This window comes from Glaciihabitans sp. UYNi722 (assembly GCF_040549465.1).
In the GTDB taxonomy this organism is placed as follows: domain Bacteria; phylum Actinomycetota; class Actinomycetes; order Actinomycetales; family Microbacteriaceae; genus Lacisediminihabitans.
Window position 1 is genome coordinate 1 of the sequence record NZ_JBEPTL010000028.1, and the last position, 24,019, is coordinate 24,019.

General features: G+C 61.0%; 26 protein-coding genes and 1 pseudogene. 12 read left to right on the top strand and 15 right to left on the bottom strand.

What is annotated here, in order from left to right:
* Positions 1-245: 245 nt before the first annotated feature.
* Entirely contained in the window at positions 246-866 is a 621-nt protein-coding gene (locus tag ABIB56_RS16115) for a TetR/AcrR family transcriptional regulator (RefSeq protein ID WP_354570243.1), read from the bottom strand.
* A 53-nt stretch (positions 867-919) separates the two neighbouring features.
* Here ABIB56_RS16115 and ABIB56_RS16120 point away from each other — a divergent pair, with 53 nt between their 5' ends.
* Positions 920-1,717, top strand: coding sequence for an SDR family NAD(P)-dependent oxidoreductase (locus tag ABIB56_RS16120; protein WP_354570244.1), 798 nt, complete (start codon positions 920-922; stop codon positions 1,715-1,717).
* Between the two features lie 350 nt (positions 1,718-2,067).
* On the opposite strand, the gene ABIB56_RS16125 is transcribed toward ABIB56_RS16120, so the two are convergent.
* Both ABIB56_RS16125 and ABIB56_RS16130 read right to left on the bottom strand, forming a co-directional pair.
* Complete coding sequence (locus ABIB56_RS16125; protein WP_354570245.1) at positions 2,068-2,562, bottom strand: isochorismatase family protein; 495 nt, start codon at positions 2,560-2,562, stop codon at positions 2,068-2,070.
* A 397-nt stretch (positions 2,563-2,959) separates the two neighbouring features.
* The gene (locus ABIB56_RS16130; RefSeq protein ID WP_354570246.1) at positions 2,960-3,712 is read right to left on the bottom strand and encodes an MFS transporter; all 753 of its coding nucleotides are present in this window, start codon (positions 3,710-3,712) and stop codon (positions 2,960-2,962) included.
* A gap of 85 nt (positions 3,713-3,797) precedes the next feature.
* Between ABIB56_RS16130 and ABIB56_RS16135 the strand changes: the two genes are divergently transcribed.
* Entirely contained in the window at positions 3,798-3,977 is a 180-nt protein-coding gene (locus ABIB56_RS16135; protein WP_354570283.1) for a hypothetical protein, read from the top strand.
* 87 nt (positions 3,978-4,064) lie between these two features.
* On the opposite strand, the pseudogene ABIB56_RS16140 reads toward ABIB56_RS16135, so the two are convergent.
* The 4 genes and pseudogenes from ABIB56_RS16140 to ABIB56_RS16155 form a co-directional block, all read right to left on the bottom strand.
* Positions 4,065-4,316: pseudogene (locus ABIB56_RS16140) on the bottom strand (MarR family transcriptional regulator); the annotation flags it as partial.
* Positions 4,317-4,565: 249 nt separating this feature from the next.
* The gene (locus tag ABIB56_RS16145; RefSeq protein WP_354570247.1) at positions 4,566-5,411 is read right to left on the bottom strand and encodes a helix-turn-helix transcriptional regulator; all 846 of its coding nucleotides are present in this window, start codon (positions 5,409-5,411) and stop codon (positions 4,566-4,568) included.
* A 9-nt stretch (positions 5,412-5,420) separates the two neighbouring features.
* A complete protein-coding gene (locus ABIB56_RS16150; RefSeq protein WP_354570248.1) occupies positions 5,421-6,182 on the bottom strand; it encodes an SDR family oxidoreductase in 762 nt (253 codons plus the stop codon).
* A 605-nt stretch (positions 6,183-6,787) separates the two neighbouring features.
* Positions 6,788-7,342 carry a TetR/AcrR family transcriptional regulator gene (locus tag ABIB56_RS16155; protein WP_354570249.1) on the bottom strand — a complete coding sequence of 185 codons (555 nt, stop codon included), beginning with the start codon at positions 7,340-7,342 and terminating at the stop codon, positions 6,788-6,790.
* Positions 7,343-7,512: 170 nt separating this feature from the next.
* Here ABIB56_RS16155 and ABIB56_RS16160 point away from each other — a divergent pair, with 170 nt between their 5' ends.
* A complete protein-coding gene (locus ABIB56_RS16160; RefSeq protein ID WP_354570250.1) occupies positions 7,513-8,364 on the top strand; it encodes an SDR family NAD(P)-dependent oxidoreductase in 852 nt (283 codons plus the stop codon).
* Between the two features lie 413 nt (positions 8,365-8,777).
* On the opposite strand, the gene ABIB56_RS16165 is transcribed toward ABIB56_RS16160, so the two are convergent.
* On the bottom strand, positions 8,778-9,479 hold the full coding sequence (locus tag ABIB56_RS16165) for an SDR family oxidoreductase (RefSeq protein WP_354570251.1): 702 nt from the start codon (positions 9,477-9,479) through the stop codon (positions 8,778-8,780).
* Between the two features lie 100 nt (positions 9,480-9,579).
* Between ABIB56_RS16165 and ABIB56_RS16170 the strand changes: the two genes are divergently transcribed.
* Positions 9,580-10,119, top strand: coding sequence for a TetR/AcrR family transcriptional regulator (locus ABIB56_RS16170; protein WP_354570252.1), 540 nt, complete (start codon positions 9,580-9,582; stop codon positions 10,117-10,119).
* A 363-nt stretch (positions 10,120-10,482) separates the two neighbouring features.
* On the opposite strand, the gene ABIB56_RS16175 is transcribed toward ABIB56_RS16170, so the two are convergent.
* Entirely contained in the window at positions 10,483-11,427 is a 945-nt protein-coding gene (locus ABIB56_RS16175; protein WP_354570253.1) for a GlxA family transcriptional regulator, read from the bottom strand.
* 118 nt (positions 11,428-11,545) lie between these two features.
* On the opposite strand from ABIB56_RS16175, the gene ABIB56_RS16180 reads away from it, so the two are divergent.
* Together ABIB56_RS16180 and ABIB56_RS16185 are read left to right on the top strand one after the other, a co-directional pair.
* Positions 11,546-12,178 (top strand): DJ-1/PfpI family protein, encoded by a 633-nt coding sequence (locus ABIB56_RS16180; protein WP_354570254.1) that lies wholly within the window; start codon positions 11,546-11,548, stop codon positions 12,176-12,178.
* Positions 12,179-12,194: 16 nt separating this feature from the next.
* On the top strand, positions 12,195-12,512 hold the full coding sequence (locus ABIB56_RS16185; RefSeq protein WP_354570255.1) for a hypothetical protein: 318 nt from the start codon (positions 12,195-12,197) through the stop codon (positions 12,510-12,512).
* Between the two features lie 319 nt (positions 12,513-12,831).
* Here the strand turns inward: ABIB56_RS16185 and ABIB56_RS16190 are convergent, their stop codons facing one another.
* Complete coding sequence (locus ABIB56_RS16190) at positions 12,832-13,776, bottom strand: NADP-dependent oxidoreductase (RefSeq protein WP_354570256.1); 945 nt, start codon at positions 13,774-13,776, stop codon at positions 12,832-12,834.
* A gap of 103 nt (positions 13,777-13,879) precedes the next feature.
* On the opposite strand from ABIB56_RS16190, the gene ABIB56_RS16195 reads away from it, so the two are divergent.
* From ABIB56_RS16195 to ABIB56_RS16215, 5 genes are all read left to right on the top strand, one after another.
* The gene (locus ABIB56_RS16195) at positions 13,880-14,491 is read left to right on the top strand and encodes a TetR/AcrR family transcriptional regulator (RefSeq protein WP_354570257.1); all 612 of its coding nucleotides are present in this window, start codon (positions 13,880-13,882) and stop codon (positions 14,489-14,491) included.
* Between the two features lie 96 nt (positions 14,492-14,587).
* Positions 14,588-14,980 (top strand): transposase, encoded by a 393-nt coding sequence (locus ABIB56_RS16200; RefSeq protein ID WP_354570258.1) that lies wholly within the window; start codon positions 14,588-14,590, stop codon positions 14,978-14,980.
* 342 nt (positions 14,981-15,322) lie between these two features.
* The gene (locus ABIB56_RS16205) at positions 15,323-16,807 is read left to right on the top strand and encodes a sugar ABC transporter ATP-binding protein (RefSeq protein ID WP_354570259.1); all 1,485 of its coding nucleotides are present in this window, start codon (positions 15,323-15,325) and stop codon (positions 16,805-16,807) included.
* Positions 16,804-17,808, top strand: coding sequence for an ABC transporter permease (locus tag ABIB56_RS16210; protein WP_354570260.1), 1,005 nt, complete (start codon positions 16,804-16,806; stop codon positions 17,806-17,808). Before ABIB56_RS16205 ends, ABIB56_RS16210 begins: the two co-directional genes overlap by 4 nt.
* 89 nt (positions 17,809-17,897) lie before the next feature.
* Complete coding sequence (locus tag ABIB56_RS16215; RefSeq protein ID WP_354570261.1) at positions 17,898-18,878, top strand: substrate-binding domain-containing protein; 981 nt, start codon at positions 17,898-17,900, stop codon at positions 18,876-18,878.
* 95 nt (positions 18,879-18,973) lie between these two features.
* Here the strand turns inward: ABIB56_RS16215 and ABIB56_RS16220 are convergent, their stop codons facing one another.
* Genes ABIB56_RS16220 through ABIB56_RS16240 form a run of 5 tightly spaced genes read right to left on the bottom strand, consistent with a single transcriptional unit; the run spans position 18,974 to position 23,075 of the window.
* Positions 18,974-19,834, bottom strand: coding sequence for an SIS domain-containing protein (locus ABIB56_RS16220; protein WP_354570262.1), 861 nt, complete (start codon positions 19,832-19,834; stop codon positions 18,974-18,976).
* Positions 19,835-19,874: 40 nt separating this feature from the next.
* Positions 19,875-20,804 (bottom strand): NAD(P)-dependent oxidoreductase, encoded by a 930-nt coding sequence (locus ABIB56_RS16225; RefSeq protein WP_354570263.1) that lies wholly within the window; start codon positions 20,802-20,804, stop codon positions 19,875-19,877.
* 3 nt (positions 20,805-20,807) lie between these two features.
* Complete coding sequence (locus tag ABIB56_RS16230) at positions 20,808-21,782, bottom strand: shikimate dehydrogenase family protein (protein ID WP_354570264.1); 975 nt, start codon at positions 21,780-21,782, stop codon at positions 20,808-20,810.
* 13 nt (positions 21,783-21,795) lie between these two features.
* The gene (gene eda, locus ABIB56_RS16235; protein ID WP_354570265.1) at positions 21,796-22,461 is read right to left on the bottom strand and encodes a bifunctional 4-hydroxy-2-oxoglutarate aldolase/2-dehydro-3-deoxy-phosphogluconate aldolase; all 666 of its coding nucleotides are present in this window, start codon (positions 22,459-22,461) and stop codon (positions 21,796-21,798) included.
* Positions 22,458-23,075, bottom strand: coding sequence for a glucose-6-phosphate isomerase family protein (locus ABIB56_RS16240; protein WP_354570266.1), 618 nt, complete (start codon positions 23,073-23,075; stop codon positions 22,458-22,460). Before ABIB56_RS16240 ends, eda begins: the two co-directional genes overlap by 4 nt.
* 59 nt (positions 23,076-23,134) lie before the next feature.
* Between ABIB56_RS16240 and ABIB56_RS16245 the strand changes: the two genes are divergently transcribed.
* Entirely contained in the window at positions 23,135-24,001 is an 867-nt protein-coding gene (locus ABIB56_RS16245; protein WP_354570267.1) for an SDR family NAD(P)-dependent oxidoreductase, read from the top strand.
* The last annotated feature ends 18 nt before the right edge of the window (positions 24,002-24,019 follow it).

Below are 24,019 nucleotides of genomic sequence, written 5' to 3' on the forward strand. Positions count from 1 at the left end.
ACATCATCGCTCACCCGCAAGAATTAACACCAACACGCGCCTCAAATCTCGAAACACACCGACGAACCTGAAATAAACGCGACTGCAGTACTAGTATGGACTACCTATCTGAGGCGGCTGGATTGCAGCCAAGTCGGGGGGCGGTCAGCGGCCGTGATCGTCCGGTGAACGACCCTCTTCAACTTGTCCTGACATTCCTGGGTGAAATTCGCTGTGGCCGGTGTCCCGTTTCCGCCAGCACCAGATTATGCCTGGATTGCTGCGGCGGATACGGCATGCAGCGGCCCCAGCGCTGAATCGAGGGCGGCTTCCAGGGGCCATGCCGAGCGTTCGGGTTGGCTGAGAACAAGGCCACCCTGAATGGCTGCAAGGATTGACACGGCGATCTGACGAGAATCAGCCGAGTCGGTGAGGTGCCCCGCCGCACGCATCTTTGAAACCCCAAGGGTAAGGGCTTCACGCCAGGCCCGCATTCCCTGTGTGACGATGTGGTCAAGCTCAGCATCTATTGCTGCGGCTTGAGTTGCTAACGACCCGATCGGACAGGCCCAGCGGCCTCGTCCGATGTAATAGTCCACCAACCCGACCCGCCACCGCTCCCACGATCCCCACGACCCGAGATCGTGAATCTCAGGCTCCTGGGCGATTAGGAGTTGCTGGCCCTCCCAGATCGCTACCTCACGAACGAGTTCAGCTTTCCCGCCTGGGAAGTAGTGAAACAACTGACTCTTACTCGTCAGTGTGGCGGCACGAACCGTGTCGAGAGTCGTCCCGCCGATCCCCGACTCCAGAATCTGCTCACCCGTTGCCTCGATAATCCGCTGCCTGGTCAGGCGGCCACGTTCCGTGAGCTTCGACTCATTCATCACCCCAGACTATCCGGTTGGACTGCATGGTCCACCTGTGTTATAAATGGACCATGCAGTCCAACGAAGAAGTTCTCCAGTCCCTTCCCTCAGACTCACGTCTCGCCGGTCGCACCGCGATCGTGACCGGATCCACGAGCGGCATCGGTGAGGCTATCGCTCGCGTACTCGCCGCCTCCGGCGCCGAGGTGGTCGTCAGCGGTCGGGACGTCTCTCGCGCTGACGCGGTCGTCGCAGCTATCAGCGCTTCCGGTGGAACCGCGCACGCCATCCCCGCCGATCTCTCAGGAAGCTACGTACAGCTCCGCGATTTCGCGGCAGAGGCCACTGCCGTGCTCGGCGGTCACGTCGACATCCTGGTCAACAACGCCGGCGTGTACCCGGTCGTGCCGACGTCAATGCTCACTGACGAGGATCTCGATACCGTGCTGGCAACGAATATCCGCGCACCGCACGTGCTCGTCGCCGAAATCGCTCCGGCCATGGCCGAGCGAGGTGTCGGGGCGATCGTGAACATCGGATCGTGGATGGGTCGAGTGGGTATCCCCGCCGGTGCAGCGTACACCGCGTCGAAGGCGGCACTCGAGCAGATGACCCGTACATGGGCTGCCGAGTTCGGCCCTAGTGGTGTCAACGTCAACACAGTTTCCCCCGGTGCTACAGCGACTCCTGGGAATGCTGCGGCTGCGGACGCTCTCGCCGAGATGGCTAAGGGCACCATCGCTGGAATACCGGTACGTCCAGTTGACATCGCGTTCGGGGTCCGGTTCCTTGTATCCGACGAAGCCCCCTACGCGCACGGAACCATCCTCGACATCGATGGTGGCATCGCGAACGCCAGGCTCGGCTGAACCGATATGGAAAGTTAAGTTCCCATTTCGCCGCCGCTGTCAAAGCCTTCGTTCTCGCTCTTGACGGTCGTATCGACCCTGACCCCAAGCTCTACGGTTTGCGAAGAAGCTCGAATGCAAAAGCTGCCATCGCGTGGTGGAGCTCGAATGTGTCACAGGGAACCAGCAGCGGACCGCATTTGACGGTGCTCCATGAGACGGGTTTGGGGGCGAACTTCGACTTCTAGTGGGACCTGCAGGGAACGTTCGCCGCTCAATGAGTTCAATGATCTGCGCGGTTGTGCCGGTCTCGCCCAGTCGCGGAAAAATCTTCCTGACGCTGTTTTCGTGTGCGTCGCCGTCCCGATCGCTCATCGCATCCGTGGCGAGTACGACATGATGGCCGTGCTCGTGGCACTGCGGGCGGTTGATTCGACGCCGATGCTGGTGGCGATGCCACCCACAACAATCTGGGTGATACCGCGCCCCTTGAGCTGCGCGTCAAGGTCCGTGTCGTGGAAAGCTCCCCACCGGGACTTGGTCACTCGAAGATCGGTCGGCACGGCCCCGAGCTCATCAGCGATGTCCAACCAGTTATCTGGACGAACGGTCGTTGCGACGCCGCCTGCCTGGGACGAATCGGTGCGACCGGGTGCCCTCCCGGCGACGTTCACGAGCACGATGGGCAGTCCGCGGTGTCGGAACGCGTCAGCGAGTAGACGGGCGTTGTGGAGGACAGTGGCGATCGGCACCGGGCTCGCGTCGGCCGCGAGTGTCCCTTTTTGCAGGTCGACAAGGATGAGGGCTGCGGTCGAATCGATTGAGGTGACAGGAATGACAGGTTCTTCTTTCGTTGGGCACTTCAAGTACGAACGGTCGGGGAACCGTTAGGCGGCTTTGCGCGGGCCATTGACAGAGGGTGGTCGCCCTGGGTCGGTCGATTGCTGAGCGCGTCGCGGTGCCGGAGGACGGGCAACAGGATGAGGCCGAGAAGGATGGTTGAAACGCCGCCGATGATGAGCCCCAGCGACTGCCGAACTGCTCGTCGACCCAGCCGACGAGCGGGCCGCCGATGGCGGTGCTACCACCCCAGGCGAGTGCCCAGAGGGCCATGATCCGGCCCCGCATCTCGGGTCGCGCTGCCAGTTGCAAGGTCGTTTTCGCGGTCGAGTTGAACGCGATACTGCCGTAGCCGACGAAAGCGAGAGCGACCAGGGCGACCGGCAGGTTGGGTGAGATCCCGGTTGCTAGGATCACGATGCCCTACCCGATCGCGGTGATAGCGAGAGATGCGGATCGCCGCTGCGCCGTCCGGCTTGCCGACACCAGGCCACCGATGATCGCACCGCCTGCCATGACCGCCGCCATGACACCGTAGGTGACGGCGGTGCCCTGGAATGTGCCGACGGCAATCGGCGGCAGCGAAATGGGAAACTCGTACGCCAGAATTCCCGTCACCGCCAGCATCATGAGTGGGAACAAGAGCTCTGGGGTGCGGACGGCATAGAGCAGTCCCTCTCGAACCTGCCCTCGTGCACGAACGGCTCGAGTCATCTCCTTCGATCTCATCCGGGCGAGGCTGACGATGATCGCGACGAAGGTTGCAGCATTGATTACGAAGCAGAGCGGGATGCCAACGAGTCCGACGAGCGTTCCACCCATGACAGAGCCCACGAACCGGGCAACATTGAGCGAGACCGAGTTCAAGACCACCGCATTGGCGAGAGTCTCGCGAGGGACAAGGTCCGAGATAAGACTCTGCCGTGCAGGGTTGTCAAACACTGTCAAGCACCCCAGGACAAGGGAAATCACGATCAGAACCGGAAAAGTCACCGCGTTCAAAGCCACGAGGATCGCCAGAAGGATGGCCCCCGCAGCTGAGGAGGACTGGGTCACGAACAGCAGTCGTCGCTTGTTGTATCGGTCGCCGATGACCCCGCCGGCCGGGCCGAGGAGAACGAACGGCAACAGTCGAACCGCCGCGACAATGCCAAGAGCAACGCCGCTTCCGGTCAACTGCAGTGTCAGGAACTACAGCGCAAGAGCCTGCATGAAACTACCAGTGACCGACACGGATTGGCCAAAGAAATACAACCGGTAGTTGCGCACGCGAAGCGCCGCGCCCATCGCCTCCAACCGGCGCGAGAACGACCACCAGCAGTACTCATCAATTAACCCTCGAGTCGGCAGGTTCCTGAAAGGCGGCGACCCGCTCGATCAGCCGACCGGCGCGAACAAGGAGGGCCTGTTCCTCATCATCGAGCACCGCGTCGATCGCTGACAGCAGCCATCCATCTCGCTCCGTACGACTATCGGCAACTAAACGTCTCCCCCCAGCAGTGAGGGACACATCCACCCGTCTGGAATCGGTCGCACTACGACTGCGAGCAATGTAGTTCCCAGCCTCTAGTTCACGAAGGCTCGCCGCAACATTGGATGTCGTCATCTTCAGCTCGCCCGCAATCACGCTCGGCTGACACGTCCCGTCATGGCGTGTAATCGCCCCGATCACCCGCAGAGACGGCTGGGACAGCCCAGCCACTGAACCCCTCTCGCGGCGTTGGCGGCGCTGAAGCGACTTCAGCTGCGACTGAAAGGACCGAACCTCCACAATATCCATAAAACTATCTTACATAGCTATTGTAAATAGCTACCAGCCGAAGCTTGAGAAAAATCTGGCCGTTTCTAGTGCCGCCCAAGACGTTCACCCGGCTCCGGGACCTTCCCGTCAGTCATTCAAGACCGACGCCGACCCGCCACTGACGAACGAGCACAACGAAACCTTGGCCATCCAGAATGCCCGCCTGGCCCCTGGACCAGACTCGGTCTTCGAAGGCGGAGCGGTTTCGGCTTTCGGGCAGTTTTGCTTTTAGCCAGGCGACGAGATTGTGTTGCCGGGCTCGATGAGCGAGGCGAGGAGTGCGAGCTTTTCAGCGCTCTGGCTTCCCACGTCCGCGTAATAGAGCACGAGGAGTACTCCATCGACGGGGAGCTTGTCGCGGTGAAGATGGAGTTCGCCGACGATCGGATGAGTCACCGTTGTCGTGTCGCCCTCCAGCATCCGCACGTCGTGCCGAGCCCAAAGTTTGCGAAACCTTCCGCTCGAAAGCGACAACTCGCCAACGAGCTCAATGAAACGCGGATCGTTGATGTCATCACCTATCGACTCGCGGAACGCGGCGATGAACCCTGCTGAGGAAGCAGCCCAGTCCTTCTGGAACGCTTGCTCTTCGGGGTCAAGCAGTAGCGAGCGCAGCCTGTTCTCGCCAGGCCGTAGCCGGGGTGACAATGCCGTCGCAAGTTCGTTCGCAGCGAGGACGTCGAATGTGCGACCCTCGACGAAGGCCGGCACGCCGACCGTGGCGAGCAGCTGATGCAATCGGGCTGGCACACGCTCGGGAGTTCGGCGTCGGGCTTTGCCGAGTCGGGGAAGCGGTGCGACGAGACCGTGCAGGTAGTCTCGCTCGACAGCATCGAGCCGCAGCACTCGCACCAACGCGTCGAGTACATGCGCGGAGGGATGTGCGTCGCGGCCGCGTTCGAGGCGGAGGTAATAGTCGGCGCTGATTCCAGCGAGCATCGAGACCTCCTCACGGCGAAGTCCTGGTACCCGCCGGATACCGCCGGACGGGAGTCCTGCCTGCTCGGGTGAGATCAGCCCACGTCGAGCGCGAAGGTAAACCCCAAGCCGGTTACCTTCGGCGCCCTCGGTCATGCGATCGGGTTAGTTGTTGGTGCGGCCGGCAAACATCGCCAGCGCCTGTGATCGCTGCGCTACGAGCTCGTCGTAGGTGCCGTCACGTTCCGCCCAGCGGTGCATGAGCACGCCCTGCACGAGAATCTCGTGCGGAGTCGGGTTCTGAGCGAGTAGATCCATCACTTCCGCACCGTACACATCGAGGGCAAGCGCGTGCGGGTTGCTTCCGCCGACCCTCGTCGCCACAGCCGGCGGCACGAGTTCTGCGACGTCGATGCCGCTGTCAGCTAACTGCGCGCGCAACGCCTCGCTATATGCGTGCACCGCAGCCTTCGACGCCGCATAAGTCGGCATGACCGGAAACGGGAGGAAGCCGATCCCGGAACTGACAGTAATGATCGTCCCGCCTCCACGTTCAATCAAATGGGGAGTGAACGCATCGATGACCCTGACGGTTCCGAGAAAATTGACGGCGATGGTTGTTTCCGTCACCGCGAAGTGGGCACGATCCCTGAGATCTTCTGGCAACCCTGTGCCCGACATAGTGACGACAGTGTCAAGAGTCGGATTCGTGTGCAACACCTCGTCGCGCGCCGTGATCACAGAGTCCGCGTCAGTGACATCGATCTCGACGGTTCCGAGACCCTCCGCAGCAAGCTCGGCGAGCACATCGGTACGACGCCCACCAACGATGACGGTGCTACCGGCAGAGCGGAGCCGGCGTGCCAACTCGAGACCAATGCCCGAAGTACCGCCGACCATGAAAACAGAACGATTGGTGACATCCATAAATCGAACGTACCCTCATCCGCCGCCGGCTCCGGGGGTCCTGCCGGGACCCCGGAACACCGCACCACCGTCACCTGTCGTTCGACAGGTATCAAAACTGTCTATCGAGTGACAGTCTCGGCAAACTGCTCTGCCCAACCCACGCCGTGGGTGGTAGGGCATCGAGTCGTGAGGCCAAGGAAGCTTAGGATTACGGCAGCGAGGGGGCGACAAAGCTAGCGCTAGAGGCGCCACCTGTCCCTTGCCAATGTATCTGTCCGATTGACACGTGAATTGTCCGCCGAAATCGCCGCGTTGTCGGGCCCGCGTGGTTTCGCAGGAAATCCGATGATGGGCAGTCTGTGCCATTCATCTTGTCCAAATCGAAGACCACGACATTTGAGGCCTCTGATACAGATTCGCCGAATGCCGGCCCAAACCGTTTCAATTGCGGGCTGCTCGGGCGAGGGCATCCACGGCAGCGTGCCACTCCACCCGCGCCGTAAGCGGAACGGCCTGGGGACGATCGCGGATCATGATTGCGGACGTTCGGGCTCGACCCCTGTCCAAGATAGATGCCGTGGGTGTGAGTTGTAGTTGGCGAGGAACAGTTCGATCGCCGCGGTCTATCCCAATCCCTCGAGAATGTCGAGCAGCAGGGTGATTGTGGTCTCCACTCGGGATAGACCCTTGGCGTCGGAGGCGCGAGAGCTGAGTTCAAGATCGATTGCGCCGTGAGTTGTGGCATAGATAAGCCCGGCGAGTTGCAATTCGTCAATCGCCGGTTGGACGAGTCGGAGCTGATATCGCGACACGAGCAGACGAAAGGCTTGGAAGGAGCCAAAGGCTGCGGCGACGAGGGTCTCGTTGGGTGAGAGGTCGGGGTCGCTGAAGAGGAGTCGATATCGTGCCTCGTGGGCGCGTGCGTATTCGGCCAGCTGATGCAGTGCACTGCTCAGCGCGGCTCGTGCGTTGACTGCTTCGCCCAGGCTCTCCTGCTCGAACAGACGCCGGAGTTCGCCGAAGTCGCGCTCGGCAACGGCGGCGAGTAAGTCACTCCGACCGGTGAAATGTTTATAAGGGGCATTGTGGGAGACGTTGCATCGCTCGGCCACGGCCCGGATGGTGACGGCGCTCTGCCCACCCTGGTCAAGCAACTCGGCTGCAGCTGCTGCTAGCAAGCCTTTCGTGGCTTCTCCCACCGATTCCAGTTCACCGCCCCTGACAGTCCGATCGATGCCGTATCCGGTATGGCGGCTAGTTCAGGGTAACAGCCAACTCGAAGGTTGACAATGACAACCAAAAAGGTGACACTGAAAACTCACGTTCACGAACTCGAAGGAATGGCTCAATGAAAACAGCGGTGGTTACAGGTATTTCGACGGGGATCGGACACGGGACCGTGTCGGCACTGTTGGCGAAAGGGTGGCATGTTTTCGGCAGCGTCCGGAAGGAGAGCGATGCTGTCGCCGCTGTGGGCAAATTCGGGGACACCCGTTTCACCCCACTCATTTTTGATGTGACCGACAATGACGCGGTTCTCGCAGCTGTCGAGCAGGTGCGAAAGCACTTAAACGGTCGCACACTCGATGGCCTTGTCAACAACGCCGGAAGTTCCTACACGGACCCCCTCATGGTCCAGTCGATTGACGACTTCCGAATGCAGATGGAAGTGAACGTTGTCGGAATGTTTGCTGTTACCCGATCATTTTTCCCGCTGCTAGGTGGCGATCCGAGCCTGACGGGTCCGAAGGGGCGGATCGTCAATCTTGGCTCCGTGGGTGGACGCATCGGGTTCCCGCTCCTGGGCGCCTATGTGACGGCGAAACACGCCGTGGAGGGCCTGTCCGCAGCATTGCGACGAGAGCTCCAGTTGGTCGGCATCGATGTCATCGTCGTCGCCCCTGGGCCGGTTCAAACCTCGATCTGGAATAAAGCCGAGGCTCTCCCCTACACCGAGGTCACCGGCACGATCTGGGACAAGCCGTTCAGGAAGTATGTGAGTTGGATGATCGACAGTGGCCGGCGTGGTCTCACAACAGAACACGTCGGAAACCTCATCGCTCAGGCTCTGACAACGGCTCACCCGAAAACTCGCTACGCACCCGTCCAGGGAAAGTTTTTCAACGAGACCGTTCCGTCTCTACTGCCGGACCGAGTTGTCGACCGAATATTGGGCCGTCAGTTCGGACTACTGCCCTAATCGTCCCGACACCGCGCAGGTCTCGATGCGCGAAGATGGGACCGCTGAAACCTGCCGGGGCTATGTCGAACCAGCCGGCAGCTTGAACGCGCAAATCGGCAGCGGCCCGCAGCGGGGACGATCAGCGACGTAACTCGAACGCGAAATCCGCTGGCGCGACGCGGCCGGCTAAGCGTCTCAAGGCACGAAGGTCTTACGCGCGCTAGGGTTACAAATCGTTGTGCGAAAAGGCCGCCACCTATCGTTACGATTCACGCCATGGGCGGCTGGCTTTAGCCCCGATGTCTTGGATCGCGGGCGCTGGGCTTTCAGGTCAGTGTATAGCCGCTGATGAGTGCGTGGCGCCCTCGCTATAGGTCGACGTTGCGGAATGGGTGGGGCCGGCCCTTAGTCGGAGCCGCCCCGGCGGCCCTTTACATTCGCAGGACGAGACCCTGTACCGGTCCACTCAGTATTTCCTTTGCGGCTCGACTGTCCGCATCGACCAGAACCTCGGCTGCGCTCGCCTCGAGACCGTCAACAACACTCACGGCCACCAATGAAGGGGAAGTCTTTTTCACGTGAGGAAGACCTGCAGTCATCTCGGTATCTGCAAAACTGAGGTGAACGCCGGTGACGAAGGTTCCCTGTGCCTCGAGCTCCAGGCGAAGGGAGTTCGAGATCGACCACAATGCTGCTTTTGATGCTCCATAAGCGCCTGTGCCCGCCAGCCAGGACAGGACTGAGTGCATGTTCACGATCGCACTTGTCTCGTGGCGGGCAAGTATGGGCGCAAGCTGCTGGATGACCCTGATCGGCCCGAACACATTCGTGTCGAACACCGACTGGATATCTTCTAATGAGGACGCGAGAATCTTTGTCGACGAAGCCGACCTTCCCGCGTTATTCACGAGGATCGAGACGTCGCCGATGAGGTCGGGCAGCTGGCTCACGGAGTCTGGACTGGTGACATCCAACGCGATCGGTACGATGCGGGGATCTGTGGAGGGACGTGGGGCACGCGCGGTCACGTAAACACGTTCGACCGCTCTCGCCAGGAGCTCTGTAGTGATGGCGGCGCCGAGACCTCGCTGACCTCCGGTGACCAGTGCGCTGCGACTGGTGAGATCGAACATGATGCCCTCCAAGATAGATGTTGTATGACATCATTAGACTACACAATTCCCGACCGACCGTGATGGTGGACAACTCATGCCTCGTGTATCCCGACAACAGATGCTTCACAACCGAGCGGCGATGGTGGAATCGGCCGCCGTTCTTTTGAGGAGCGACGGCCCCGCTGGTGTCACGGTCGACGCCGTGTCGTCTCGCGCGAACCTCACGCACGGAAGCTTCTACAAACACTTCGACTCAAAAGAGGCACTCATCGTCGAAGCCCTTTCCGCTGCCGTCGAACAGCGTCGGACGGCCATGAAAGCGCGCGAAGCAGCACCCGATGGAGACACACTTCCAGCCTTCGCAATGGCATATCTGTCCCGTGGCCAGAGAGACCATCCGGGCGACGGCTGCGTTGCCGCCGCGCTAGCAGGGGCCGTGGCCTCGGATCCCGCCGGACCCCTCGGCGAAGGCTTCCGCACTGCCGTGGACGATCTCGTGGCTGCAGTGCAGACGAGACGACCACACGCCGACGAGAAAGATGTGCTCGCCGACGTGGCTCTGATGGTGGGTTCTCTGGAACTCTCTCGAGCCACCAGGGGCACCAACCGATCAGACAAGTTCCTCGACGCCGCGCTTGAACGACTGATGCACAGCTGAACCTTTTACGGAATTCATTGGATCGCGATGGCCGGATGGTCAAGTTGACGCGACCAAGCATCGGAGGGAATGCACTAATGGGCAGCCTGTGCCATCCATCTTGTCCGTATCGGAGACCAAGGCAGATGGGGCATTGATTTCCGAGGTTCCCGGCGCGATATTCGAGGCCGTGAATGTCGATCTCAGATGCCCGTGGGGGAACGCTCACCGGCCACATCAGCGCGGTTGCGTGGGAACGGTTACCGGCCCGTGTGGTCAGTGCGCATGTCTGGGAAGGCTTCAGTTGTTGGAGACACGGCAGTCTTCGTTTATGACCGTTGGCGGGTTTTGCTGCTCTGCTGAAGCTGATCACCGTCTCTGGTGTCAGTCGTTATGCGGAGAACCGAACGCGGTTCTGTATCTGGTGGGGCTGGTGCCGACGATTGAGGCGAACCGGGCGCGGAGGTTCGGGGCGGAGCCGAGGCCGGATTGGCTGGCGATGCGGTCGATTGACCAGTCCGTCGTCTCGAGCAATCGCTGCGCACCACGTACGCGGGCACGGGTGAGCCATCCGCTTGGGGTGACACCGAGTTGCTCAGCGAAGCGGCGATTGAGCGTCCGAGTGCTAACCGCGGCAGCTTGGGCAATCGCCCCGACGGTTACCGAGTCGCTGGCGTGTTCCTCGATCCACTCTAGGGTGGCAGCTAATCCGACTGAACCGAGGTCATCATCGCGGATGTACTGCGCTTGACTTGCATCTCGGGTCAATGGCATCACAGCGGTACGGGCAGCCTCAGCGGCGATAACACCGCCGTGGTCGCGTGCGATCATGTGCAGGCATAGATCGAGACCGGCAGCGGCGCCCGCGGAGCTGAGGATCTGCCCATTGTCGATAAATAGGGCCGCGGCGTCGACCTCGACGCTGGGGTATTTGTGGGAAAGCGCGCCCGCGGCCCGCCAATGCGTTGTCGCCCGCAGCCCGTCGAGGAGCCCTGCGGCGGCGAGGTCGAACGCGCCGACGCAGATGGAGGCGACCCGGGCGCCTCGTTGCGCCGCCTCGCGAAGGGCCTGCACGGCGCGAGGATCAATCGGAATCGTCGGGTCGGTGCGACCAGGAACAATTACCGTGTCCGCAGTGATCAGCCGGTCGAGGGTGTGCGGTACGGACAGGGTGGTCGGCCCAGCGGTCGCGTTGCGGTGAGGACCCGCGATGAGAACTTCATACGCCGGAGTTCCTTCCGCGGTCATCGTGCGACCGAATACTTCGATTGGTGTTGCGAGGTCGAAGGCGATCACTCCATCGAGTGCGAGCACGGCAACGGAATGCATTCTGCAACCCTAAACCCATCGCTGGCGAGATTGTATCGAAAGGTGTCACATCTGCCAATGGCGGCGCCGCTGAGTCCTGCATACGGTTGATCAAATCAACACGACCGAAGGAACCACGTTGCTTGCACAGATTCTCCTATTCGAAGGATTCGACCCGCTGGATGTCATCGCGCCATTCGAGGTGCTCGGCGGCGCGCTGGAGGTTCAGCTGGTCGGTATTGACGCGGTAGGCCCGGTCACCAGCGGAACGCGGGGATTGCAACTGCGGGCCAGCCATGTGCTTCAGCCCGAAGAACCCGGATTCGTCATCGTCCCCGGCGCATCCGGCCCCATCGACGCCGACCCGGACGTAATCGACACCATTCCCGTTCTCATCGCCCGACTGGGCGAGACTGCGTTACCCAATCTGATCCGGAGGGCGTTCGCAGCGCCCGACACTCTCGTCGCCACGGTGTGCGGTGGCTCGCTCGCCCTAGCCATGGCCGGCCTTCTCGAGGGGCGAACGGCGGTGACCCACCGGCTTGGCAACGACGTCCTCGACGCCACCGGTGTGCACGTGGTCAACGCTCGGGTCGTTGATGACGGGGACCTCGTCTCCTCAGGCGGCGTCACCTCAGGACTTGATCTCGCACTGTACCTCCTCGAGAGGCAGTACGGGCCACGCATAGCCCACGCCGTCGAGCAGCTGTTCGAGTTTGAACGCCGTGGCACCATCTGGCGCGCAGTCGGTGCCACTCCCCTCCCCGCCTAAGCCAGAAGGACCTACCATGACCACACTCCCGGGCCGCTGGGCCCTCCAGATGCGCACCCCCATCGGTAGCATTAAAGCCGAGATGACGTTCACCGGCGATGCGTACGGTTTTGCTGGCACGGCGGTCGGCAAGACTGAAACTGTCGAGCTCCAGAACATTCGTGTCGTCACAGACGTCGACGGGGAACACGTGACATGGAATCAAACGATTACCAAGCCGATGCGTTTGAACCTCGAGTTTGACGTCATCATCGCGGGGGATGACATGCACGGGCACTCACGAGCCGGTCGACTCCCCAAGTCAATCGTGACCGGACATCACACCAACGACTGAGACTACGCAGCGAGAACCAGACCCACCCTCGCCAACTACGACAATTGGCCGCACGGCGGCGGCGCCGCCCAGCGCCGAAAGTCACAGCTGTTTACGGCTTCGAAGAGCGGCCGCATGCGGGACGATCGCGCCGCATTTCGAGAGCGAAACCGACCAAACTATTGCGGACCTCGACCTGCATCACAGGGGAATGGTGAGTGGGCAGGACAAGGCGGTTCGAAGGTTGGTTTCCGGGATATTGTGAAAGGTTTTGTAGCCGGGCAGTTCTCGTGGAGTTGTGGTGTTTCCGCGGGTCGCCGAGTATCTGAGGCTGTGAAGTTCACACCGTGGTTGTGGTTGTGTCCGGCAGGAGGAGCAGCTTGCCGCGGGCCTCACCGCTCAGACTGATATGGAGAGCAGTGCGCCAGTCCTCGAGTGGGTATGTCCCAGCGATCGGGATGCTGAACTTACCGTCGGCGGCGCGTTGCGCGAATTCCGCGAGGGCGTCTGGGCGCTGGGTCGGACCGTCTTTGAACGTGCTGCGAACACCAAGTTCCGCGGCCGCGGCGAAGTCGGAGATCGTCATGACTTTCGTGGGGTTACCGCCGACGATTCGGACAAGATCCGGCAGTACCCCACCGACGGGAGCGGTGTCGAGAACGAGATCGACCGTTCCTCCGCTCAGCTCGATAACTCGTTCGACCATGCCGTCTCCATAGGCGGTGACCGTAGCGCCGGTCTCGCGAAGCTGGTTCGCATACGTCTGTCCGGCGGTGGCGATGACGTTCATCCCTCGCGCGCGAGCGATCTGGACAGCCGTGAATCCAATGGTGCTCCCTGCCCCGTGAATCAGGATCGTCTTGTCGGCATCGAGCCCGAGCGCAGACAGATGCCAGTACGCAGTGTCCAGCGCCATCGGCACGGTCGCCGCCTGGGTGAGGTCAAGGCCTTTGGGCACAAGAATCCAACGGTTCATGATGGCGCGATCGGACGCGCCGCCGGTCGGCTCTCCCGCCCAGTCTGACGATCCGAGAACCAGATCCCCTACCCTGACATCTGTGACCCCCTCGCCAATGGCATCGACCGTGCCGGAGACATCGATGCCAATGCCGCGCGGAAGCGTGCCAGGGAAAAGTCCGCGGCACAGAGCCCAGTCTGCCGGCGCGAGCCCGCAAGCGTGAACCCGGATCCGAATTCGGCCGAGCGCCGGATCCGGGATCGAAACGGTCTCAAGCCGAAGCACCTCGCCGGGTTCACCATTCTCATGGAACCGAAGCGCGCGCATTGTTTCAGTGGTGGGCAGGTTATCTCCTCACAGAGTGTACGGAAAACGGAGCACGCTCCGCCTAACCTTTGCCGTACAGTAACACAAATGGAGCGCGATCCGTTTGAGTGACTTCGACACCCCCACAGTTCGAGCAGATTCCGCGCGCAACCGCGAAACCGTACTCGCCGCAGCAACGCGCGCATTCTTGTCGTCCGACAACGAGCCCTCCATGCGGGCGATCGCCCGAGACGCCGGAGTGGGAATCGCGACCGTGTATCGCCACTTCCCAACAAAAGAATCGCTTGTGGACGCCGTCTACGAAGACCAAGTCCAACGCCTGACCATCGGCGCCAGCGAGCTCGTTGCCAAACTTCCACCCGCAGATGCCCTCCGAGCATGGATGGACCTGTTCGGTAGCTGGCTGGCAACCAAACACGGAATGACGGAAACACTGCGAGCGATGATCGACGCCGGGGAAATCAGCCTTACCCACACCCGCACTCAACTACTCGACGCGATCGCCACAATTCTCAATGCGGGGCGCGCCACCGGAGAACTACGCCCAGACATCAGCGCCGAGGATATGGCCGCAAGCCTCCTCGGAATCTTCGGCGTCGCCAGCAAGTCCTCAAAAGGCGCGCAAGCCAACCGCCTCCTCGACCTACTCATGGACGGCATGAAGGTGACACCTGACCGTAGAGTCGACGCTGCCGGTCCCGGCTCCCACCAATGAGCGAATTTTGATCAAGGCCAGTCAGGAAAATACAACACCGGGTGAGGTCCCACCCAGCCAGGCCGCTCCCGTCCCGCGGAAATCCCGAAACCGGCTGTGCGTAGATCACGCTCCGACTGCTCAACGCTCCTCTGGCCATCCCAACTATTCCGATCAGGAGGTTGGCTCTGCACTCGCCTCCCTCGCCCGACATCAGGGCGAAGCCACGAGTCATGTGACAGATCGAGCGAATTGGCGCCCGGACGGCTCGCAACTCGTGGAACCGTTCGGCATCGGAGTCGACACCGCACCGTCGTCGGCGACAACCCCGAACGCATCCGATCCGAAGCCGCCCTGGCAAAACGCGCCGGAATCAGCCCCATCCCGGCGTCCTCGGGGATGACCTCGGGGCGACACCGAATCAATCACGGCGGCCACTGGCAACTGAACGCCGCGATCTATCGGACCGTCATCGTCCGCATGCGATTCCATCAGCCAACGACCGACTAAGTCGCCCGGCCGACGGGTCCAACCGACCGTCCACCAAACCCGGGGCTTGACAGCGCGTCAGCACGACTGCGCGCTGTTAACCAACTGGTACGAGCTCACAAGGTAGCAAAACTACTTATTTTAGCCTGTGGTAGCCGATTCTGTTGTGCTTGGAGCTGATCTCGCATACGATCAGGTAGTCCTACTACCTTTAGTTCGTGAGCGAAGGAGCCCACACATGTCGGCCGTCCATCTGTGCCTATTGCGGCGCGTCGCGCGCAAGCTTTCTGCGGTGGCAGCGTCGTGACGACCACCGTGACTGGTAGCCGAGGCACTGTTGGCCCTAAGGTCGAAGCTTTTTCTTTGAACCAGGTTTCAAAGTCGTATCCGGGTGTTAAGGCGCTCGAGTCCGTCTCGCTGACGGGATTCACAGGAGAGGTACTGGCGATCTGCGGTGCCAATGGAGCGGGAAAGTCCACGTTGGCCAAGATACTCGCCGGTCAGGAGCCAGCCACTAGTGGATCAGTTTCCGTGACCGGTTACGACTCGGAGATCCGTTCGCCGTCCGACGCTGAGGAGGCCGGTATCCTCCTGATGCATCAAGAGCCTTTGATCGTCGAGGACTTCACGGTCGAGGAGAACGTCTGGCTCAGCCGGCTAAACTCAGCCGGTCGAAGCAAGCCGTGGAACCTGCTGCCGCGCGTGTCGAAAGGGCAAACCGTCCAAGCGTTGAGTGCGGTCGGGCTGGAAGGGGTTCATCCCCAACGGCTCGCTCACGAGCTCGGGCCGGGCCTTCGACAGATGCTTGCACTCAGTCGGACGCAGGTGAATGCCCATCGAATCCTTCTCTTGGACGAGACCACAGCATCCACAACAGAAGATCACTTCAAGGACGTTCTCGCGCTCGTCGACCGTGAGCGAGCGGCCGGAGTGTCGATCATTTTCGTCTCTCACCGGATGGACGAGGTATTCGCCATGGCGGACCGGATTGCCGTGCTGCGAAATGGGGAACTCATCGATCTCGTCAACACTGCGGAGACCACACCCGAGGAAGTCCTCACCCTCATGATCGGCGACGCCGTTCAGGCTATGGATGCGCCGGCCCCGGTTTCGGAGGCTGCCGAAGAGATGCTCGAAGTCGAGAGACTGACATCCGGTGCCGCGACCGACATTTCATTCACCATCCGCGCCGGGGAGGTCCTCGGCATTTATGGGTTGGTGGGAAGCGGGCGCAGTTCCATCGCCCGTTCCATCTCCGGCAATCAAACCCGGGACAGCGGAAGCGTGAAGGTGCGCGGAATACCAGTCACGGCGAAAAGCCCGGGCGAGGCTGCCAGGCACAAGATCGCCTATCTCACTGAAGACCGGCGCCGGGAGGGGTTCGTTCCCGACTTCACCAACGGCATGAACATGACGCTTGCCGTGCCCGGACGGTTCTCCCGCTTTGGGGTGATCAACGTGCGCAAGGAGCGCGCCAGGGTCAAACAGCTGATCAAACAGTTCCAGGTCAAAGGCGGTGGGGACACTCTGACCCGCACGCTTTCTGGCGGAAACCAGCAGAAGGTCATTATCGCCAAATGGCTGGAAACCGATCCCGATGTGATCGTCCTCGACGAACCGACCAAGGGAATCGACGTCGGCGCACGCTTGAACATCTATCAGATCATTCGCACCCTCGCCGCGAGCGGGAAAAGCATCCTGGTGATCACCAGCGAAGCCGAGGAGGCTCTGATGCTCTGCAATCGGGTACTCACCCTCAAAGAAGGCCGCATTGTCGGCGAATTCACCCCAGCCACCAGTACAACCGATGACCTCATTCGGTCGTCGCTTGGAGGAGAAACAGCATGAGCCAGTCGACTGCGAGTTTGCGCACCATACAGCCCGAAGAGCCCGAAGCATCCACAGGGAAGAAGATCCTTGGCTGGGTCACCCAGCAATACGCCCTCGGAATTCTCATTGTGCTGCTGATTATCGGCGCCAGTACCACCGGCGCCTTCCTCAGCTCGCGAAACCTCTCGAACCTTCTGCTGCAAACATCCGTGATCGGGATCGTTACGCTGGCCCAGTTTCTCATCATTCTCACCGGCGGCATCGACATCTCTGTCGGCTCGGTTGTCGGCCTTGCCGGTGTCATGTCGGCCACCCTCTTTTCAGGCGGCAATGTGTTCGTCGCAATCCTCGTCGCAATGGCAGTCGGAGGATTCATCGGGTTGATCAATGGCTATCTCGTCGCATTCCGCGGGCTGGAGGCCTTCATTGTCACACTGGGCATGTTGTCTCTCGCTCGAGGGCTGGTATACGCCATTACGCAGGGGATTCCGGTCACACCATCCGCCCCTAACTTCGGAAGCATCGCCAACGCCACCATCCTTGGATTCCCTGTCATGGGACTGATCTGGCTCGGCATCGCCGCTCTCGTCGCGTTTGCGGCGCATCGGACCATTTTCGGCCGCCGCGTTTATGCCATCGGCAGCAGCAAAGACGCCGCGCGGGCCTCTGGTGTTCCAGTGAAATCGACCCTGCTCACCGTCTACGTCGTTGCCGGCGTCATGGTCGGCTTCGCCGGATTTCTCCTCACGTCTCAGGTGGGGGTAGCTACTCCTACCGGAGGCAACCTTTATGAACTCAGCGCCATCGCTGGCGTCGTCATCGGTGGCACTCGTCTTGCCGGCGGCAAAGGAGGAGTATTCGGCACCGTCGTCGGAACGCTGATCTTTGCGGTCATCAACAACCTCCTCATTCTTCTCAACGTCTCCACCTATCTGCAATCCGCTTTCAGCGGCGGCCTCATCCTCGTCGCGGTCGTGTTCACGACCGTGCGCGTCGGTGGGCGGAAAAAAGCTCGGTAGTGCCGGGCCCCGTCCACCAAATCTCGTCACCAACCTGCAACCCAACCACTAACAGAAAGTCACTGATGACCAGAATCAAGACGGGAGCGTTGGCAGCCGCCGGCGTTGCTCTCCTCGTTGCCCTCACCGGGTGCGGCACCGTTAACAGCGGAGGCGCATCCAGCTCCACTAAATCAAACGTCAAAGACGTGACGATTGGCTTCCTCCAGCGCGAAGTGGACGCCCCGTATTACTCCGCCATGCAGAAGGAAGCGGAGGGTCTGGCGAAAAAGGAAGGGTTCAAACTCGTTTTCCAGAACGCCGCCAGCGATCCCGTCACCCAGCTCAACCAGGCACAGACAATGTTGTCGCAGGGTGTGGACGCTATCATCGTCAACGCCGTCGACCCGAACTCGGAAAAGAAACAGCTCACAAGCTTGGCCAGCAAGATTCCGTTGCTGTTTCTAGACACCGGTATCCCGGGTGTCGGCGTGACCTCCGTCAGCTCGGACAACGTAAAAGACGGCAAGCTCTCTGGCGCTCTTGCGGCGAAGCGGTTTACCAAGGGCAGCACAATCACAGTCGCCATTCTCAACGGTGGCCCGACTGATGCGATCGTCGGCCCGGCTCGCCAGCAGGGTTTCCTCGAGGGGCTGAAAAGCGGCGGCGTCGACTACAACATCGTTGCATCCGCTCCCGGTCTCTACGCCCAGGACACGGCCGTCACAGCCTCGCAATCGTTGTTGGCCGCGCACCCGGATGTCGATCTCATCCTCGGCCTGAACGACTCAATGACGCTCGGGGCGCTGAAAGTTTTGCAGGACACGAAGAACACCCACACGCTCGTCGCGGCCTCCGCTGACGGTCAGAAGCAGGCGCTGGAGCAGATCATGAAAGGCTGTTCCGCTCAGTACGTCTCCACGGGTCTGAACTCACCGTCTATCGCCACAACTCGCGCATTCCAAATCGCCACGTCATTGGCCACCGGAAAGTCAAAGGCGAGCGACTACCAGCCCAATGAGTACACCAAAGCTGCCGGCATAAACTGCGACAACATAAAGGACTATTACGACGCGAACAGCGTCTTCTAAACTGGCACGCGAGCTGGGCGGCTCGAGACTCTCGGGTCGGCCAGTTCGCGCGGGACCATTGGCGATCGTGCCCCCGACGGGAATCGATCCGGTGATCAGTAGGTCTGACGAAACTTCGTCAAACCCTCTTTCATATGGCTGATTCGGTCCATGTGTTCGGGTCCGCGGCGGAGAGCGACCGCAGTGGCGAGAACGTCGATAACGACAAGGTCTGCAAGCCTGCTGACCGTAGGGGTGTAGATGTCCGTGTCTTCGATGGTCCGCACGATGAGGGGAATGTCGCAATGCTCAAGGAGCGGGGTGGTGTCACCGGAGATCCCGATAACCGTGGCCCCGTTCTCGCGGGCGAGTTGCGCGATTTGAACGATCGACTGTGTTCGTCCGGTGTTCGATATAGCGACGAGCACCTCTCCGGGACGCGCCATCGACGCGGCAATGAACTGCTGGTGCGGATCGACCGGAGCGGAGCACGGGATCCCGAACAGGGCTGATTTCTGCTCGGCGTCGATAGCGATGATCGCCGACGCGCCGAGGCCGACGAACGTGAGAGATGCCCCATCGACGATTGCCTGGACAGCATCCTCGACGTGTTTCGGATCGAGGTAGTGGCGAGCGCGGTCGAGGCTGCTGATGGTGTGGTCGAAGATCTTTGTCGCCAGAACGTCGATGGGGTCGTGACGGTTAATCGTTGATAGCGTCGCTGGTATCCCCAGGGCCAACGTTTGAGCCAGCGCCATTTTGAACTGCTGGAACCCGGTGAATCCCATGTTCGTGCAGAATCGCATGACCGTGGGTTCTGAAACCCCCGCACCCTCCGCAGCCATAGCCATAGTCGCCGTAATGAAAAACGACGGATTGTCAGCGACGAGCTGAGCGACTTTGCGCTCCGACGCTCGAAGCGTCGGAAGCACGTTGCCGAGATGCTCCAAAAGCGGCACAGCCGCGTCGGCTACCACGTGAGGGTTTCTACGGTGACGGCCATGCCGCTAGGAGAGATCACCTGTCCAGAATAGCGATCAGGTTGAGGACGGCCAGCTCGGTCGCCCGTCGGATGCTGGCATCCGTATAGCCGCCGAGGTGAGGCGTCATGACCGTGCGGGGATGCCGCAGGAGGTCGGTGAGTTCGGGAGGTTCCGCGGCGAACGCGTCGACCGCGTAGGCCGAGAGCGTGCCGTTGTCGAGAGCCACGCGCACGGCCTCGTCATCGACCAGAGCGGATCGAGCGGTGTTCACCAGTATGGTTCCCGGCCTCACGGTATCCAGTAACGCACCTGAGACTAGGGGCGTCCCGTCTTCCGGCGGCGGACTGTGCAGGGTGACGATGTCGGCGCTTGCGAACAGGTCGGCGAACGACGAGGTTTCGGCATAGTCTCCCGGTGCCGGCGGGGCGAAGGGGTCGAATGCCAGAACCCGGGCACCGAATGCTTCGGCCATGCCGCTTACGAGGCGTCCGATTGCCCCGAATCCGACGATGCCGACCGTTCTATCTGCCATTTCGCGGCCGAGGGTGCGTTCCCACTCTCCCTTGTGCAGGGCGGCGTTCGCGGCGGGAATATCACGCAGGGCGGACAGCATGTGCCCGAAGGCGAGTTCCGCTACGCCCCGTGAGTTGGCGCCGCGCGCGAGAACAATCTCGATTGCTTGGGCCGCCGCCTGGTCCGCGTCGATCGCGTCAGCCCCGACACCGTTCCGGCTGATGACTCGAAGTCGATCCGCCGACTTCAACGCTGTTGCGGAGACGGTCTCCACTCCGGCGATCCACCCATCGATCCCGGGAAGTAGGCCGATCAGTTCTTCTTCGCTTGGCATACGACCCGCTGGTCCTGAAACCAATTCCCAGCCACGCTGTAGCAGCGGCTTGAGTGCAGCGACCTCGTCAAGCCGTCCAGCGGTGAGCGAACGTGGTGTCACGAGGATCCGAGCCATGGGCTACTTCCCCGCCTTGGTCTGGGACACGAGGTTCGACAGCACGTCGAACTCTGGGCCTGAGGTGGGGATGTCGACGTCAAACACCTCGGCGATGACTTGCGTCCAGCCATGGATGAAGTACACCCATCCGTCCTCGATCGTGAGGTCATGGGCATCCTTTTGTCCCCGGGCCTGGTCGAGGAAGATCAAATCGCCTCGGTAGTTGAGGTCCCAGACGATCGAGTGTTCCGGAAACTGTGCATTGTCGGAAAGTGGGGATCCGGGGGCGTCCTTGCCAAGCCCCGTTGCGTTGATAACGATGGATCGCTGGGAAGCGGTGGCGAGTACCGCGTCATTGTCAACTAGGGCGGGTGTGCTTACTGTCTCGAGGACGCCATCTGTGTCGGATGCATCGTGGACCGCCCGAAGGGCATCGAGGCGTTCGCTTGAGCGGTTCGTTACAACGACGCGGCGAGGCCTGTCGGCACCTCGGCTGGGTCGGGATAGGTGCCAATCGATGGCGATTGCCGATCCGCCCGCCCCAAAGATGATGACATCCGTTGGTTGCGTCGCGAAGTAGCCGGGCGGGGTGAAAGCATCGAGCGCTAGGCCGGAAGAAATCGGGTCTTTGGCGTGGGCGCGGAACCGGCCGTCTCGCTTGGATAGGCAGCTGACCTCGTGCATGAGCTCTGCGAGCGGGTCGATTTCGTCGAACAGGTCCTTTGCGGCCGCGAATAGGTCGAGTTTGTGGGTGGTGACGAGAGCTCCGCGGCTGAGAGGGTCATTCTTGAGGAAGGTCGTCACGGCCCGGTACTGCTCTGGGTCGGCGTGAATCGGCAAATCGATGCCGATAAGTTCGACGTCTCCGAGTCTCAGGTGCATCGCCCAGAGAGGAAACACCTGACGGATGGAGGAAGCGCCCGTGGTCACCCCGATGAAGTAGAACGTCGGTCGGCTGGCAGGCTCGAGTGTGTCCCACGTATACGTGCGATTCATGATTGGTCCCTAATTACAGTGCGGCAGCGGAATGTGCTGTGACGACGTCCACGGCGGCCTTCGCATTTTCGTAGATGGAGGCGAAGTCGCCACGGCTGATCTGGTTTCGGGGTGCAATCCAGGTGCCTCCGACCGCAAAAACGGTATCTAACGCGAGGTAGTCCAGGAGGTTTTCCAGATTGACTCCTCCCGTCGGCATGAACCGGATCCCGAGGGCCGCGAATGGTGACCGGAAAGAGGCGAGCATTTTTGCTCCCCCCGCCTGTTCTGCAGGGAAGAACTTCAGCTGATGGTGCCCGGCTTCGACGGCGGCGAGGACCTCGGATGCGGTTACGGCCCCAGGAACAAAGGGCAGGTTTGCCTCAGCTGAGGCACGGGACAGTGCGGGGGTGAGTCCCGGGGATACACCGAATTTCGCTTTCGCTTCTGCGGCCGCCTCGATATCGCCGGGAGTGAGTAGCGTTCCGGCACCGACCAGAAAATCGGGCATCGCGGACGCGATGGATGCGATGGCCGCAATGGCGTTCGGCGTGCGGAGAGTGACTTCCATCATCGGAAGTCCTGCCGCGGCGAGGCATTCAGCGAGCGGAACGGCTTGGGTGACGTCGAGGATTTCCACGACCGGAACGATGCGTGCCGTCGCGAGCATCTTCATGACATGTTCTGTCGTGTTTGTCACTGTGTCACCCCCACGGTGTAACCGGTGTGGCGAGGATTGGGCATGGTCCTCCAGCCGGCATCATCACGAACGACGAGGTTCTTCATACCTCCGGCATCGGAGATGATGCCGTAGTTTTGGCCCGCGTCAGCGGAATAGCAGAACAAAGTAACGAATGGTTCCGTGTCGACGTTCACGCTTCGGTGAATCCACTGACCTGGCACGTTGACGGCCTGGCCTGCGGTGAGTTCGATCGCTGAGGAGTCGCCATCAATTGTTTCGAGGAGCATGACGCCGCGACCGGATAGGCAATAGTAGAGCTCAGCCCGGTCGCTGACACCGTGCAAATGGCCGCGGGTAACCGCGAACTCATTGCCGTAGCTGCCAGGCAGCAGGACGCTTGTGCCGACGATCAGGGCACCGGGCCCCTCCTGGTACTTCTGTTCGTTGACGTAGTAGACCAATGAATCGTCGCCGTTGACGGACCGTTCGGCTTGCCAGGCAGTTTCGTCGGCGTAGACGCCAGCCATATCGCCGAGCTTCTTTTCGTAATGGCGGCTGGCGCCGTCGAGATCACCGGTGGGTGTGATTCCCAGGGTGACTGGTTGATCCACTTGTGCGTGCGCGTGCACCATCAAGGGCCTCCTTCGCTTCATCAATGTAGTGAGACTACAAGATTGATCCACGAGACACCATGCGTGGCATCAAAATTTGGCAAAGTTGCTCGTTTTCTTTGAATCTTTCCGAAAAGAAGGTAGTTTTACTAACTACGAACGACGTCATCCGTCGCCCAAAGATCCGTCTGAGAAGAGGTATTGAAGTGACAGATACAACGAAACGATTCGAGGGCCGACGAATTGCCGTCACCGGCGCTGCGGGAGGCATCGGACACGCGATCGTGTTGCAACTCGTGCGCGAAGGAGCCGAGGTATACGCGCTTGACCGGCGCGAGTCCACTGATTTACCTCAGGGCGCCTCGGCACGAGAAGTCGACCTCTCATCGCCCGAGAGTGTCGCGGCCGTGGTGGCTGCGCTGTATGCCGACGATGATCGCCCCATCGACCTGGTCAACAGTGCGGGTATCGTCGAAGACAACGTCGCTGCCGAAGACATGAGCATCGAACAATGGGATGCCGTTTTGGGCGTGAACCTTCGGGGCACGTTTCTCTCCTGCCAGGCGTTTGGGAGGGAACTTCTTGCGCGAGGCACCGGTGCCATCGTCAACATTGCGTCCATGTCGGGCAACTCCGTCGTCAATTTCCCGCAGCGGCAGAGCGCCTACAACACGTCCAAGGCGGCCGTGACGGCGCTGACGAAGTCACTGTCGGTCGAATGGTCCCCTCGGGGAGTCCGACTCAACGCCCTCTCTCCCGGCTACGTCGACACACCCTTGAACCATTTGAAGGCCCACATGCACGAGCAATGGAAAGAGGGAACTGTCGTCGGCCGCTTCGCCACGCCGGACGAAGTTGCGGCTTCTGTTGCATTCCTGCTGAGCGATGACGCCGCCTACTACATTGGAGCGGAGCTGCTGATGGATGGCGGCTACTCCCTCCGCTGATCCAGGACGAAAGGGACC

What these genes read in the sequence shown, in the direction of transcription:
- ABIB56_RS16185 (WP_354570255.1), top strand. Translation starts at nt 12,195, where the DNA reads ATGACCACACTCCCGGGCCGCTGGGCCCTCCAGATGCGCACCCCCATC.
- ABIB56_RS16115 (WP_354570243.1), bottom strand. Translation starts at nt 866, where the DNA reads ATGAATGAGTCGAAGCTCACGGAACGTGGCCGCCTGACCAGGCAGCGG.
- ABIB56_RS16190 (WP_354570256.1), bottom strand. Translation starts at nt 13,776, where the DNA reads ATGCGCGCGCTTCGGTTCCATGAGAATGGTGAACCCGGCGAGGTGCTT.
- ABIB56_RS16245 (WP_354570267.1), top strand. Translation starts at nt 23,135, where the DNA reads ATGCGTGGCATCAAAATTTGGCAAAGTTGCTCGTTTTCTTTGAATCTT.
- ABIB56_RS16160 (WP_354570250.1), top strand. Translation starts at nt 7,513, where the DNA reads ATGAAAACAGCGGTGGTTACAGGTATTTCGACGGGGATCGGACACGGG.
- ABIB56_RS16210 (WP_354570260.1), top strand. Translation starts at nt 16,804, where the DNA reads ATGAGCCAGTCGACTGCGAGTTTGCGCACCATACAGCCCGAAGAGCCC.
- ABIB56_RS16230 (WP_354570264.1), bottom strand. Translation starts at nt 21,782, where the DNA reads ATGAATCGCACGTATACGTGGGACACACTCGAGCCTGCCAGCCGACCG.
- ABIB56_RS16165 (WP_354570251.1), bottom strand. Translation starts at nt 9,479, where the DNA reads ATGTTCGATCTCACCAGTCGCAGCGCACTGGTCACCGGAGGTCAGCGA.
- ABIB56_RS16240 (WP_354570266.1), bottom strand. Translation starts at nt 23,075, where the DNA reads ATGGTGCACGCGCACGCACAAGTGGATCAACCAGTCACCCTGGGAATC.
- ABIB56_RS16145 (WP_354570247.1), bottom strand. Translation starts at nt 5,411, where the DNA reads ATGACCGAGGGCGCCGAAGGTAACCGGCTTGGGGTTTACCTTCGCGCT.
- ABIB56_RS16120 (WP_354570244.1), top strand. Translation starts at nt 920, where the DNA reads ATGCAGTCCAACGAAGAAGTTCTCCAGTCCCTTCCCTCAGACTCACGT.
- ABIB56_RS16150 (WP_354570248.1), bottom strand. Translation starts at nt 6,182, where the DNA reads ATGGATGTCACCAATCGTTCTGTTTTCATGGTCGGCGGTACTTCGGGC.
- ABIB56_RS16175 (WP_354570253.1), bottom strand. Translation starts at nt 11,427, where the DNA reads ATGCATTCCGTTGCCGTGCTCGCACTCGATGGAGTGATCGCCTTCGAC.
- ABIB56_RS16225 (WP_354570263.1), bottom strand. Translation starts at nt 20,804, where the DNA reads ATGGCTCGGATCCTCGTGACACCACGTTCGCTCACCGCTGGACGGCTT.
- ABIB56_RS16170 (WP_354570252.1), top strand. Translation starts at nt 9,580, where the DNA reads ATGCTTCACAACCGAGCGGCGATGGTGGAATCGGCCGCCGTTCTTTTG.